Source organism: Klebsiella sp. CSG-1 (assembly GCF_056521145.1).
Map to the genome: position 1 here is coordinate 355,848 of NZ_JBWNLD010000001.1, position 12,995 is coordinate 368,842.

Below are 12,995 nucleotides of genomic sequence, written 5' to 3' on the forward strand. Positions count from 1 at the left end.
CATGTACGATTTTGACTGGAGTTCTATCGTTCCATCGATGCCCTACCTGCTGGCCGGGCTGGTTATCACCCTGAAAATCACCGTGACCGCCATCATTTTTGGTATCGTCTGGGGCACTCTGCTGGCGGTTATGCGCCTGTCCAGCTTCCTGCCGCTGGCGTGGTTTGCGAAGACCTACGTCAACGTGTTCCGCTCGATCCCGCTGGTGATGGTCCTGCTGTGGTTTTATCTGATTGTTCCCGGCTTCCTGCAGAACGTACTTGGCCTGTCGCCGAAGAGCGATATCCGCTTGATCTCCGCGATGGTGGCCTTTTCGATGTTTGAAGCGGCGTACTATTCGGAAATTATCCGCGCGGGTATCCAGAGTATCTCTCGCGGCCAGTCGAGCGCCGCGCTGGCGCTGGGGATGACCCAGTGGCAATCCATGAAGCTGATTATTCTGCCGCAGGCGTTTCGCGCCATGGTGCCGCTGCTGCTCACCCAGGGGATCGTTCTGTTCCAGGACACCTCTCTGGTTTACGTTCTGAGCCTGGCCGACTTCTTCCGTACCGCCTCCACCATCGGCGAGCGCGACGGAACCCAGGTCGAGATGATCCTGTTCGCAGGCGCCGTTTATTTTGTCATTAGTCTCAGCGCATCGCTGTTGGTCAGCTGGTTGAAGAAAAGGACTGTGTAATGATTACCCTGAAAAACGTTTCAAAATGGTATGGTCACTTTCAGGTGCTGACCGATTGCTCCACGGAAGTGAAAAAAGGTGAAGTGGTGGTGGTGTGCGGGCCTTCCGGCTCAGGCAAATCAACGTTGATTAAAACCGTCAACGGCCTGGAGCCTATTCAACAGGGTGAGATCACCGTAGATGGTACCCGGGTCAACGATAAAAAAACCAACCTTGCCAAACTGCGCTCCCGCGTCGGGATGGTGTTCCAGCACTTTGAACTGTTTCCGCATCTGTCGATTATCGATAACCTGACGCTGGCGCAGGTCAAAGTGCTTAACCGCGACAAAGCCGCTTCCCGGGCAAAAGGCCTGAAGCTGCTGGAACGCGTGGGGCTCTCCGCCCATGCCGATAAATACCCGGCCCAGCTCTCCGGCGGTCAGCAGCAGCGCGTGGCTATCGCCCGTGCGCTCTGTATGGATCCGATTGCGATGCTGTTTGACGAACCGACTTCCGCGCTGGATCCGGAAATGATCAACGAAGTGCTGGATGTCATGGTCGAACTGGCCAACGAAGGCATGACGATGATGGTGGTGACGCACGAAATGGGCTTTGCCCGGAAGGTCGCCAACCGGGTGATCTTTATGGATGAAGGGAAAATTGTCGAAGACTCTGACAAAGAAGCCTTTTTCGCCAATCCGCAATCCGATCGCGCAAAAGACTTCCTCGCCAAAATTCTGCATTAACGGTCGCCTTGCCGACGCGCATCAGCAGGTGCGCGTCGGGTTTCATTCAGCCACCTCAGCGCGGCGTATCAAGGCTCAAAGGGACGACGCTGGAACTGGTCGTGGCCGCATTTCGGGCAACGCGGCAGAATATCCGGGGTATAGACCGCCAGGTGATAATGGCAGTGTTCGCACACCAGGTTTCCCAGCCCCACCACTTCGCCACTATGGTAAACCCCGTGGTGGTTGAGATCCTGGAACACTTCGCGCCATTCCAGCTGGGTTTTATCGGTAATATCCGCCAGCTCCTGCCACAGGCTCTCTTTTATCACCCGCATAAACACGCTGTCCGTCAGTTCGTCCTGACTCTCTTCATAACTGCGCGCGAACTCTTCGAGATCGCGTCTGACCGCGGTGGTCAGCGACTCCACTTCGCGCTGCGTTAACTCACCAGACTGGCTAATTTTCACCCGCGCCTGTTCCACCAGCGCGTCAATATCGCGTTCTCCATTGCGCAGCCGTTCACTGAGCGTCGACACCAGTTCACGGTAGAATTGAGCAACCTTGTTCATCATTTCGCCTCCGGTGTGGTTAACTTCTTCTAATAATAGACCTTATTTGCCATCTGCTTTGCCAGTTAGCCCACAGAGTCGCGAAATAATCTCCGCCGCTTTTGCCGATGTTAATGTGCGAAAGGCTGTTTTGACGTGGGCGTTTGGGCTATGCTATGCCGATCTGATAACACATCCATTGGCTACATTTTGTAGCTGTATTGAAAACAGGACCACTGGCTGCCATGCAAGAGCAATACCGCCCGGAAGAGATAGAATCGAAAGTCCAGCTTCACTGGGACGATCATCGTACATTTGAAGTAACTGAAGACGAGAGCAAAGAGAAGTATTACTGCCTGTCGATGCTTCCTTATCCTTCTGGTCGACTACACATGGGTCACGTGCGTAACTACACCATCGGCGACGTCATTGCCCGCTACCAGCGTATGCTCGGCAAAAACGTTCTGCAGCCGATCGGCTGGGATGCGTTTGGTCTGCCGGCGGAAGGCGCCGCGGTAAAAAATAACACCGCGCCGGCCCCGTGGACCTACGACAATATTGCCTACATGAAAAACCAGCTGAAAAAGCTGGGCTTTGGCTATGACTGGAGCCGTGAAGTGGCGACCTGCACCCCGGAATACTACCGCTGGGAGCAAAAGTTCTTCACCGAGCTGTATAAAAAAGGCCTGGTGTACAAAAAAACGTCTGCGGTGAACTGGTGCCCTAACGACCAGACCGTTCTCGCCAACGAACAGGTTATTGACGGTTGCTGCTGGCGCTGCGATACCAAAGTTGAGCGTAAAGAGATCCCGCAGTGGTTTATCAAAATCACCGCCTACGCCGACGAGCTGCTCAACGATCTGGATAAGCTGGATCACTGGCCTGATACCGTTAAGACCATGCAGCGCAACTGGATCGGCCGTTCGGAGGGGGTAGAAATCTCCTTCAACGTTAACGAGTATGCCGACAAGCTGACCGTCTACACCACCCGTCCGGACACCTTCATGGGCTGTACCTACCTGGCCGTAGCCGCGGGTCATCCGCTGGCGCAGCAGGCGGCAGCGAACAACCCGGAGCTGGCTGCGTTTATCGACGAATGCCGTAACACCAAAGTCGCCGAAGCAGAAATGGCGACGATGGAGAAAAAAGGCGTCGATACCGGCTACAAAGCGATTCACCCGCTGACCGGCGAAGAGATTCCGGTCTGGGCGGCAAACTTCGTGCTGATGGAATACGGCACCGGCGCCGTCATGGCCGTTCCGGGTCACGATCAGCGCGACTACGAATTTGCCAGCAAATATGGTCTGAACATTAAGCCGGTTATTCTGGCGGCAGACGGCTCAGCACCGGATCTGTCCGAGCAGGCGCTGACTGAAAAAGGCACCCTGTTCAACTCCGGCGAGTTCGACGGCCTGAGCCACGAAGCGGGCTTCAACGCTATCGCCGACAAACTGGCGGCCATGGGCGTTGGCGAACGCAAAATTAACTATCGCCTTCGCGACTGGGGCGTTTCCCGTCAGCGTTACTGGGGCGCACCGATTCCAATGGTCACCCTCGAAGACGGTACCGTCATGCCGACCCCGGAAGATCAGCTGCCGGTCATTCTGCCGGAAGATGTGGTCATGGACGGCATCACCAGCCCAATCAAGGCCGATCCGGAGTGGGCAAAAACCACCGTTAACGGTCAGCCTGCGCTGCGCGAAACCGACACTTTCGATACCTTTATGGAATCCTCCTGGTACTACGCGCGCTATACCTGCCCGCAGTACAATGACGGAATGCTGGATCCAGACGCCGCCAACTACTGGCTGCCGGTCGATATTTACATCGGCGGGATCGAACATGCGATTATGCACCTGCTGTACTTCCGCTTCTTCCATAAGCTGATGCGCGACGCGGGTATGGTTAACTCCGACGAGCCGGCGAAACAGCTGCTGTGCCAGGGGATGGTACTGGCTGACGCCTTCTATTACGTTGGTGAAAACGGCGAGCGCAACTGGGTTTCTCCGGTTGATGCCACCGTGGAGCGCGATGAAAAAGGCCGTATCGTTAAAGCCTACGATCCGCAGGGTCGCGAGCTGGTGTACACCGGCATGAGCAAAATGTCCAAGTCGAAGAACAACGGCATCGACCCGCAGGTGATGGTTGAACGCTACGGCGCGGATACCGTTCGTCTGTTCATGATGTTCGCCTCTCCGGCAGATATGACTCTGGAATGGCAGGAGTCCGGCGTTGAAGGGGCAAACCGCTTCCTGAAACGTGTCTGGAAACTGGTTTATGAGCACACGACTCAGGGCCCGGTTGCCGCACTGGACGTTGCCAGCCTGAGCGAAGATCAGCAGGCGCTGCGTCGCGATGTGCACAAAACGATCGCCAAAGTGACCGATGATATCGGTCGTCGTCAGACCTTCAACACCGCGATCGCCGCGATCATGGAGCTGATGAACAAACTGGCGAAAGCGCCGCAGGAAAACGAACAGGATCGCGCGCTGATGCGTGAGGCTCTGCTGGCGGTTGTGCGTATGCTCAATCCGTTCACCCCGCACGCCTGCTTCACGCTGTGGCAGGAGCTGGGCGGCGAAGGCGATATCGACAACGCGCCGTGGCCGGTCGCCGATGAAAGCGCCATGGTTGAAAATACCACCCTGGTTGTTGTTCAGGTTAATGGTAAAGTCCGTGGTAAAATTACCGTTCCGGTCGATGCAACCGAAGAACAGGTTCGTGCACGTGCGGGTCAGGAACATCTGGTCGCGAAGTATCTCGACGGTGTCACCGTACGTAAAGTGATTTACGTCCCGGGTAAACTGCTCAACCTGGTCGTTGGCTAAGCGCAGGAGGAAGCGTGCGATATCTGGCAACATTGTTGTTATCTCTGGCGGTGCTCATCACCGCCGGATGCGGTTGGCATCTGCGGAGTACCACTCAGGTTCCCACCGCGATGAAAACCATGATCTTTCAGTCGAGCGATCCGAATGGTCCGTTAAGTCGTTCGGTGCGTAATCAGCTGCGTCTGAATGGCGTCGAGATCGTCGACGGCAGCACGCTGCGCAAGGATATTCCGTCCCTGCGCCTGGATGCGTCATCCATTCAGAAAGATACGGCCTCTATTTTCCAGGATGGTCGTACGGCTGAATATCAGATGGTGCTGACGGTGCAGGCAAGCGTGCTAATCCCGGGTCATGATATCTATCCGATCTCGACGAAAGTCTACCGCTCGTTCTTCGATAACCCGCAGGCAGCGTTAGCGAAAGACGCCGAGCAGGATATGATCGTCCAGGAGATGTATGACAAAGCCGCTGAACAGCTGATTCGTAAGCTGCCAAGCGTCCACGTTGCTGATGTCGAAGCCACGAAAGGGGAAGAGAAGACGGTCACGCCGACCCCCGCTTCCGCAACCTCTGGCAATCGCGTCTCCACCACGCTGGGTAACTGATGATTCGGCTGTACCCAGAACAACTCCGCGCGCAGCTCACCGAAGGGCTGCGCGCGGCCTATTTATTACTCGGCAGCGATCCGTTGCTGTTGCAGGAAAGTCAGGACGCGATTCGCGAAGCCGCTGCTACCCAGGGCTTTACCGAACACCATACCGCGACCCTCGACGCCAGCACCGACTGGCCCGCCCTCTTCTCACTCAGCCAGGCCATGAGCCTGTTCGCCAGCCGTCAGACGCTGCTTCTGGTCCTGCCGGAAAACGGCCCTAACGCGGCGATTAACGAACAGCTTGCCACCCTGGTCAGCATGCTCCATGACGACCTGCTGTTAATCGTTCGCGGTAATAAGCTCACCAAAGCGCAGGAAAATGCCGCCTGGGTAACCGCCCTGGCCAGCCGCGCGGTTCAGGTGAGCTGTCAGACGCCGGAATATGCGCAGCTGCCGCGCTGGCTGGCGGCGCGAGCAAAACAGCACCATTTGCAGCTTGATGACGCCGCCAGTCAGCTGCTGTGCTACTGCTACGAAGGCAACCTGCTGGCGCTGGCGCAGGCACTGGAGCGTCTCTCTCTGCTGTGGCCGGACGGCAAGCTCACGCTGCCACGCGTCGAGCAGGCGGTAAACGATGCCGCCCACTTCACTCCCTATCACTGGGTGGATGCGCTGCTGGCTGGTAAAAGCAAGCGGGTGCTGCATATCCTGCAGCAGTTACGTCTGGAAGGAAGCGAACCGGCGATTCTGCTGCGTACGCTCCAGCGGGAGCTGCTGCTGCTGGTTAACCTGAAACGCCAGTCGGCCCATACGCCGCTGCGTACGCTCTTCGATAAGCATCGGGTATGGCAGAACCGTCGACAGCTGTTAAGCGATGCGCTCGCGCGCCTCAGCACGGATCAGTTACGCCAGGCCGTCACTCTGCTGACCCGAGCGGAACTCACCTTTAAGCAGGATTACGGCAGCGCCATCTGGCCGGAATTAGAGAGCCTTTCTTTGTTGCTCTGCCATAAAGCGCTGGCAGACGTGTTTATTGATGGTTGATATGACTCAGTTGCAGGCAATGTACGGCGGCACCTTCGATCCGGTGCACTATGGTCACCTCAAACCGGTTGAGGTTCTGGCGAATCAGATAGGCCTTGGCAAAGTCATTATCGTCCCAAACAATGTTCCGCCACACCGCCCGCAGCCTGAGGCCACCAGCGCCCAGCGCAAACAGATGCTGGAACTGGCCATCGCCGATAAACCCCTGTTCGTGCTTGATGAGCGCGAGCTGCAGCGGCAGACGCCCTCCTGGACCGCGCAAACCCTTGAAGAGTGGCGACAGGAACAAGGGCCTGACCAGCCGCTGGCGTTCATTATTGGTCAGGACTCGCTGCTCACCTTCCCGACCTGGCACAATTACGCCACGATTCTCGATAATGCGCATCTGATCGTCTGCCGACGCCCGGGATATCCGCTGGTGATGAAACGGGAAGAGGATCAGCGGTGGCTGGACAAACATTTAACGCACGACGCCGAACAGCTGCACAGCCGTCCCGCCGGGGTCATCTATCTGGCGGAAACTCCGTGGTTTGATATTTCGGCAACGCTTATCCGCCAGCGCCTTGAACGCGGGGAATCCTGCGCTGACATGCTGCCGGCCGCGGTACTGACGTATATCCATCAGCAAAAACTCTACTGTTAACCGGCCGTTGCCCCAACGTTCGTGACGCCGGATGCGATAGCAGAGCGCCGATTCGCTTATACTCTCCCCATCCCTTGACGATGTCAGAAGGCGTATATTCAGTGAAATTATGGTTAGTTCGACATGGTGAAACTGAGGCCAATGTTGCCGGCCTTTACAGCGGACACGCTCCGACCCCGCTAACCGAGCGCGGCATGATGCAGGCGCAAACACTCGGCCAGCTGCTGCAGGCGGTAGCGTTCGATCGCGTGCTTTGCAGTGAGCTGGAACGTACCCACATCACCGCCGACCTGCTGCTCGGCACACGGGATATCCCCCGGCAGATTGTCCCCGAACTCAACGAGATGTTTTTTGGCGACTGGGAAATGCGCCATCATCGGGACTTACGGCTCGAAGACGCCGAAAACTATGCCGCCTGGTGCGCGGACTGGCAACATGCGGCGCCCACCAACGGCGAAAGTTTTCAGCACTTCACCCACCGCGTCCGTGCGTTTGCGGAGAAGCTGACGCACCATCCGCAGCCAGACCATCTGCTGATCGTGGGCCATAAAGGTGGACTGAGTCTGCTCATCGCGCTGTTGCTGAAGCTGCCGGCGGAAGCCATGTGGCATTTTCCCGTCGCCCATGGCACATGGAGTGAACTCGAACTGCACGCTGATTTTGCCACGCTGCGGGTATTAAATAGCCAGGCGCGCTGGCAGAAGGAACAAGAATTCCGTGCAGACCATTGACAGGTCAGAGCAGGCTGTTATTCTCCGCAGCCTGGACGTATCGGCTAAACGATGTTTCCAGAAATTGTTTTACAAAAATGGCGATGCAATCACGGGCGATGGATGGGATGATAGCCGCCGCCATCGCTTGCTGACCGACATTTATCCCGACTTTTCGACGAGTTCAGGTATACTGTCAGGCTGTTTATTATTATCAATCTTCACTCACCCAGGGGGAACTCTTGCAGGGTAAAGCACTCCAGGATTTTGTTATCGACAAAATTGATGACCTGAAAGGTCAGGACATCGTTGCCATTGACGTTCATGGCAAATCCAGCATTACAGATTGCATGATTATTTGCACCGGCACCTCTACGCGCCATGTAATGTCCATCGCCGACCACGTAGTACAAGAGTCTCGCGCCGCAGGCATGCTGCCGCTTGGCGTTGAAGGTGAAAGCGCCGCCGACTGGATTGTTGTCGATCTTGGCGACGTCATGGTTCACGTGATGCAGGAAGAGAGCCGTCGTCTGTACGAGCTGGAAAAACTCTGGAGTTAATGCGTGAAGCTGCAGCTGGTGGCCGTTGGCACCAAAATGCCGGACTGGGTTCAGACCGGCTTTAGTGAATATTTGCGCCGTTTTCCAAAAGATATGCCGTTCGAGCTGCTGGAAATCCCTGCCGGTAAACGCGGTAAAAATGCCGACATCAAACGAATCCTCGACAAAGAAGGGGAAATGATGCTGGCAGCCGCAGGTAAAAATCGCATCGTGACCCTGGATATTCCGGGAAAACCGTGGGATACGCCGCAGCTGGCACGAGAGCTGGAGCGCTGGAAACAGGATGGCCGCGACGTCAGCCTGCTCATCGGCGGTCCCGAGGGGCTCTCTCCGGCTTGTAAAGCAGCAGCGGAACAGAGTTGGTCGCTCTCCACCCTCACGTTGCCTCACCCGCTGGTACGCGTACTGGTCGCTGAGAGCCTGTATCGTGCGTGGAGTATTACCACCAACCACCCTTACCACCGTGAATAATGATGACCAGGGTAGACTAAGCAGCGAATGAAATTACAGAATTCTTTCCGCGACTATACGGCTGAATCCTCGCTGTTCGTGCGCCGGGCGCTGGTCGCTTTTTTGGGGATTTTGCTGCTTACCGGCATACTGGTTGCCAATCTTTATAACGTGCAGATCGTTCGCTACACCGACTATCAAACGCGTTCCAACGAAAACCGTATCAAGCTGGTTCCCATTCCGCCCAGTCGCGGCATTATCTATGACCGCAACGGTACGCCGCTGGCGCTGAACCGCACCATCTACCAGCTGGAGATGATGCCGGAGAAAGTCGATAACGTGCAGCAAACGCTGGATGCGTTACGCGACGTCATCGATCTGACCGATGATGACATTGCAAACTTCAAGAAAGAACGCTCGCGTTCCCATCGCTTCACCTCGATTCCCGTCAAGGTCAACCTGAGCGAAGTCCAGGTGGCTCGTTTTGCGGTTAACCAGTACCGCTTCCCCGGTGTCGAAGTGAAAGGCTATAAACGCCGCTACTACCCCTATAATTCCGCGCTGACCCACGTTATCGGCTACGTCTCGAAAATTAACGATAAAGACGTCGATCGCCTCGATAAAGAGGGCAAGCTGGCCAACTATGCCTCCACGCATGACATTGGCAAGCTGGGAATCGAGCGCTATTACGAAGACGTACTGCACGGTCAGACCGGCTATGAAGAGGTTGAGGTCAATAACCGCGGCCGCGTCATTCGCCAGCTCAAAGAGGTGCCGCCGCAGGCCGGGCGCGATATCTATTTGACCCTCGATCTCAAACTTCAGCAGTACATTGAGACCCTGCTCGCCGGCAGCCGCGCTGCCGTGGTCGTCACCGACCCGCGTACCGGCAGCATACTCGCGCTGGTCTCCACGCCGAGCTACGACCCGAACCTGTTTGTGGACGGCATATCCAGTAAAGACTACTCCGCCCTGCTGAACGACCCGAATACTCCGCTGGTCAATCGCGCGACCCAGGGGGTCTACCCGCCGGCGTCGACGGTCAAGCCTTATGTCGCCGTATCGGCCCTCAGCGCGAACGTCATCACCCGCAATACCAGCCTGTTCGACCCGGGTTGGTGGCAGCTGCCGGGCTCTGACAAACGCTACCGCGACTGGAAAAAATGGGGCCACGGGCACCTGAATGTGACCAAAGCGCTCGAAGAGTCTGCGGATACCTACTTCTATCAGGTCGCCTATGATATGGGGATCGACCGCCTCTCTGAATGGATGAGCAAATTCGGTTACGGCCACTATACCGGTATCGATCTGTCGGAAGAGCGTTCCGGGAATATGCCGACCCGCGAATGGAAGCTGAAACGCTTTAAGAAGCCCTGGTACCAGGGTGACACTATCCCGGTCGGCATCGGCCAGGGCTACTGGACCGCAACGCCGATTCAGATGAACAAAGCGCTGATGATCCTGATAAACGACGGTCTGGTAAAAGTGCCGCATCTGCTGCAAAGCACCGTCGAAGATGGTAAGCAGGTTCCCTGGGTTCAACCGCACGAGCCGCCGGTCGGCGATATTCACTCCGGCTTCTGGGAAATCGCCAAGGACGGGATGTTCGGCGTCGCCAACCGTGGCAACGGGACCGCGCATAAATACTTCGCCAGCGCGCCGTATAAAATTGCGGCGAAATCCGGTACGGCCCAGGTGTTTGGTCTGAAAGCCAATGAAACCTATAACGCGCACCGAATCGCAGAACGTCTGCGTGACCATAAACTCATGACGGCGTTTGCCCCTTATAACAATCCCCAGGTTGCTGTTGCCATCATTCTTGAGAACGGCGGCGCTGGCCCGGCGGTCGGCACGATTATGCGCCAGATTCTCGACCACATTATGCTGGGTGATAACAACACAAACCTGCCGAGTGAGAACCCGGCGGTCACGGCGGGTGAGGATCAATAATGACCGATAATCCGAATAAAAAATCACTATGGGATAAAATCCATCTCGATCCGACCATGGTGCTGATTCTGCTGGCGCTGCTGACCTACAGCGCGCTGGTTATCTGGAGCGCCAGCGGCCAGGACATCGGGATGATGGAGCGCAAAATAGGCCAGATCGCCATGGGTGTGGTGATCATGATCTTGATGGCGCAAATCCCGCCGCGGGTGTATGAAGGCTGGGCGCCCTATCTCTATATCTTCTGTATCATTTTGCTGGTGGCGGTTGACGCTTTCGGCGCGATTTCCAAAGGCGCCCAGCGCTGGCTGGATCTTGGCGTCGTGCGCTTTCAGCCGTCGGAAATTGCCAAAATCGCCGTCCCGCTGATGGTCGCGCGCTTTATCAACCGCGACGTTTGCCCACCCTCGCTGAAGAATACCGCCATTGCGCTGGTGCTGATTTTCCTGCCAACCCTGCTGGTTGCCGCCCAGCCCGACCTCGGGACATCGATTCTGATTGCGTTGTCTGGCCTGTTCGTGCTGTTCCTTTCCGGGCTGAGCTGGCGTCTTATCGGCGTGGCGGTGGTGCTGGTTGCGGCGTTTATTCCGATTTTATGGTTCTTCCTGATGCATGATTATCAGCGTCAGCGCGTCATGATGTTGCTCGACCCGGAGACCGATCCGCTGGGCGCCGGCTATCATATTATCCAGTCGAAAATCGCCATTGGCTCCGGCGGATTACGCGGTAAAGGCTGGCTGCACGGCACCCAGTCGCAGCTGGAATTCCTGCCGGAACGCCATACCGACTTTATCTTTGCGGTCCTGGCAGAAGAGCTCGGCCTGATTGGCGTGCTGATTCTGCTGGCGCTCTATATTTTGCTCATCATGCGCGGGCTGTGGATCGCCGCCCAGGCGCAGACCACCTTCGGTCGCGTGATGGCCGGTGGTTTAATGTTGATTTTATTCGTTTATGTCTTCGTAAATATTGGTATGGTGAGTGGTATTTTACCAGTGGTGGGGGTACCGTTGCCGCTGGTCAGCTACGGGGGCTCAGCCCTGATCGTATTGATGGCCGGGTTTGGTATCGTGATGTCGATCCACACCCACAGAAAAATGTTGTCGAAAAGCGTTTAAGGGGTTCGCGATGCGTAAGCAATGGCTGGGGATCTGCATAGCAGCGGGGCTGCTGGCGGCATGTTCGGGTGAAGACGTGCAACAGAAGACGGTCAGCACTCCACAGCCGGCCGTCTGTAATGGCCCAAGCGTGGAAATCAGCGGCGCCGATCCGCATTATGAGACGCCAAATGCCACGGCGAATCAGGATTACGAGCGCGATGGTAAAAGTTATAAAATCGTCCAGGATCCGTCTAACTTTACTCAGACCGGTCTGGCCGCCATTTATGATGCGGAACCCAACAGCAACCTGACGGCATCCGGCGAAGCCTTCGACCCGACGCAGCTTACCGCAGCGCACCCGACGCTGCCGATTCCGAGCTACGTGCGCGTGACGAACGTGGCGAATGGCCGCATGATCGTCGTGCGTATTAACGATCGCGGCCCGTACGGCACCGATCGCGTGATTTCGCTTTCTCGCGCCTCTGCCGATCGCCTGAACACCTCCAATAACACCAAAGTGCGTATCGATCCGATCATCGTCGCAGCGGACGGGTCGCTTTCCGGCCCGGGTATGGCCTGTACTACCGTCGCCAAACAAACCTATGCGCTACCTGCCCGTCCGGATCTTGACGGCGGCGCGGGTGTTTCCAGCGAACCGACGGCGCAAACCGACGTTCGCCCGATCAGCAATGCCACGCTGAAACCGGAAGACAACGTTGGCGCCCCGGTGAACAGCAGCGGCTTCCTCGGCGCGCCGACGCCCCTGAATAGCGGCGTGCTGGAAAGCAGCGAGCCTGCGGTGCAGACTGCTACCCAAAGCGCGCCGGTTACCGCGCCTGGTTCTGTACAAGGCAGCGTCACGCCGGCAGCGCCGGCGGCTGCTGCGACCGCGGCTGTCGCCGCCTCTTCGGCAAGCGCCAGCGGCGATTTTGTCGTCCAGGTCGGTGCCGTCAGCGATCGGGCCCGCGCGCAGCAATATCAGCAGCGCCTGAGCCAGCAGTTTTCCGTGCCTGGCCGCGTCGTGCAGAACGGCGCAGTGTGGCGCATTCAGCTCGGGCCGTTCGCCAGTAAATCGCAGGCCAGCACGGTACAACAGCGCCTGCAAAGCGAAGCTCAGCTGCAATCATTTATTACTCACGCCAACTAAACAGCCAGGGTCGTGGTCCGTACTGTGATGCGCATGAAAAAGTCAT

The 12,995-nt window shown here is 56.9% G+C and carries 13 protein-coding genes; 12 read left to right on the top strand and 1 reads right to left on the bottom strand.

Annotated features, from left to right (window positions below):
- Nucleotide 1 precedes the first annotated feature (1 nt).
- The gene (gene gltK / locus AC007G_RS01775) at nucleotides 2-676 is read left to right on the top strand and encodes a glutamate/aspartate ABC transporter permease GltK (protein WP_004859564.1); all 675 of its coding nucleotides are present in this window, start codon (nucleotides 2-4) and stop codon (nucleotides 674-676) included.
- A complete protein-coding gene (locus tag AC007G_RS01780) occupies nucleotides 676-1,401 on the top strand; it encodes an amino acid ABC transporter ATP-binding protein (RefSeq protein WP_032688870.1) in 726 nt (241 codons plus the stop codon). The genes gltK and AC007G_RS01780 overlap by 1 nt, the downstream gene beginning before the upstream one ends.
- Nucleotides 1,402-1,469: 68 nt before the next feature.
- Here the strand turns inward: AC007G_RS01780 and AC007G_RS01785 are convergent, their stop codons facing one another.
- The gene (locus AC007G_RS01785; RefSeq protein ID WP_172958370.1) at nucleotides 1,470-1,955 is read right to left on the bottom strand and encodes a zinc ribbon-containing protein; all 486 of its coding nucleotides are present in this window, start codon (nucleotides 1,953-1,955) and stop codon (nucleotides 1,470-1,472) included.
- 221 nt (nucleotides 1,956-2,176) lie between these two features.
- Between AC007G_RS01785 and leuS the strand changes: the two genes are divergently transcribed.
- From leuS to rlpA, 10 genes are all read left to right on the top strand, one after another.
- Nucleotides 2,177-4,759 (top strand): leucine--tRNA ligase, encoded by a 2,583-nt coding sequence (gene leuS, locus AC007G_RS01790; RefSeq protein WP_099001234.1) that lies wholly within the window; start codon nucleotides 2,177-2,179, stop codon nucleotides 4,757-4,759.
- 14 nt (nucleotides 4,760-4,773) lie between these two features.
- Nucleotides 4,774-5,364 carry an LPS assembly lipoprotein LptE gene (gene lptE, locus AC007G_RS01795; RefSeq protein ID WP_032688873.1) on the top strand — a complete coding sequence of 197 codons (591 nt, stop codon included), beginning with the start codon at nucleotides 4,774-4,776 and terminating at the stop codon, nucleotides 5,362-5,364.
- The gene (holA, locus tag AC007G_RS01800) at nucleotides 5,364-6,395 is read left to right on the top strand and encodes a DNA polymerase III subunit delta (RefSeq protein WP_047664373.1); all 1,032 of its coding nucleotides are present in this window, start codon (nucleotides 5,364-5,366) and stop codon (nucleotides 6,393-6,395) included. Before lptE ends, holA begins: the two co-directional genes overlap by 1 nt.
- Nucleotides 6,388-7,038, top strand: a complete 651-nt coding sequence (gene nadD / locus AC007G_RS01805; RefSeq protein WP_032688877.1) for a nicotinate-nucleotide adenylyltransferase — start codon at nucleotides 6,388-6,390, stop codon at nucleotides 7,036-7,038. The genes holA and nadD overlap by 8 nt, the downstream gene beginning before the upstream one ends.
- Nucleotides 7,039-7,139: 101 nt before the next feature.
- The gene (locus tag AC007G_RS01810; RefSeq protein ID WP_142630163.1) at nucleotides 7,140-7,769 is read left to right on the top strand and encodes an adenosylcobalamin/alpha-ribazole phosphatase; all 630 of its coding nucleotides are present in this window, start codon (nucleotides 7,140-7,142) and stop codon (nucleotides 7,767-7,769) included.
- A gap of 221 nt (nucleotides 7,770-7,990) precedes the next feature.
- Nucleotides 7,991-8,308: a ribosome silencing factor gene (gene rsfS / locus AC007G_RS01815; protein ID WP_004859547.1), complete on the top strand. Its 318-nt coding sequence runs from the start codon at nucleotides 7,991-7,993 to the stop codon at nucleotides 8,306-8,308.
- A gap of 3 nt (nucleotides 8,309-8,311) precedes the next feature.
- The gene (gene rlmH, locus AC007G_RS01820) at nucleotides 8,312-8,779 is read left to right on the top strand and encodes a 23S rRNA (pseudouridine(1915)-N(3))-methyltransferase RlmH (RefSeq protein ID WP_015584895.1); all 468 of its coding nucleotides are present in this window, start codon (nucleotides 8,312-8,314) and stop codon (nucleotides 8,777-8,779) included.
- Nucleotides 8,780-8,806: 27 nt separating this feature from the next.
- Nucleotides 8,807-10,708, top strand: a complete 1,902-nt coding sequence (gene mrdA, locus AC007G_RS01825) for a peptidoglycan DD-transpeptidase MrdA (RefSeq protein WP_004859539.1) — start codon at nucleotides 8,807-8,809, stop codon at nucleotides 10,706-10,708.
- A complete protein-coding gene (gene mrdB, locus AC007G_RS01830) occupies nucleotides 10,708-11,820 on the top strand; it encodes a peptidoglycan glycosyltransferase MrdB (RefSeq protein ID WP_142630166.1) in 1,113 nt (370 codons plus the stop codon). The genes mrdA and mrdB overlap by 1 nt, the downstream gene beginning before the upstream one ends.
- Before the next feature lie 10 nt (nucleotides 11,821-11,830).
- On the top strand, nucleotides 11,831-12,949 hold the full coding sequence (rlpA, locus tag AC007G_RS01835; RefSeq protein WP_032688882.1) for an endolytic peptidoglycan transglycosylase RlpA: 1,119 nt from the start codon (nucleotides 11,831-11,833) through the stop codon (nucleotides 12,947-12,949).
- Nucleotides 12,950-12,995: the final 46 nt, after the last annotated feature.

Excerpts from the sequence above, each read along its gene's own strand:
- gltK (WP_004859564.1), top strand. The coding sequence starts at position 2 with ATGTACGATTTTGACTGGAGTTCTATCGTTCCATCGATGCCCTACCTG.
- AC007G_RS01780 (WP_032688870.1), top strand. The coding sequence starts at position 676 with ATGATTACCCTGAAAAACGTTTCAAAATGGTATGGTCACTTTCAGGTG.
- AC007G_RS01785 (WP_172958370.1), bottom strand. The coding sequence starts at position 1,955 with ATGATGAACAAGGTTGCTCAATTCTACCGTGAACTGGTGTCGACGCTC.
- leuS (WP_099001234.1), top strand. The coding sequence starts at position 2,177 with ATGCAAGAGCAATACCGCCCGGAAGAGATAGAATCGAAAGTCCAGCTT.
- holA (WP_047664373.1), top strand. The coding sequence starts at position 5,364 with ATGATTCGGCTGTACCCAGAACAACTCCGCGCGCAGCTCACCGAAGGG.
- nadD (WP_032688877.1), top strand. The coding sequence starts at position 6,388 with ATGGTTGATATGACTCAGTTGCAGGCAATGTACGGCGGCACCTTCGAT.
- mrdA (WP_004859539.1), top strand. The coding sequence starts at position 8,807 with ATGAAATTACAGAATTCTTTCCGCGACTATACGGCTGAATCCTCGCTG.
- mrdB (WP_142630166.1), top strand. The coding sequence starts at position 10,708 with ATGACCGATAATCCGAATAAAAAATCACTATGGGATAAAATCCATCTC.
- rlpA (WP_032688882.1), top strand. The coding sequence starts at position 11,831 with ATGCGTAAGCAATGGCTGGGGATCTGCATAGCAGCGGGGCTGCTGGCG.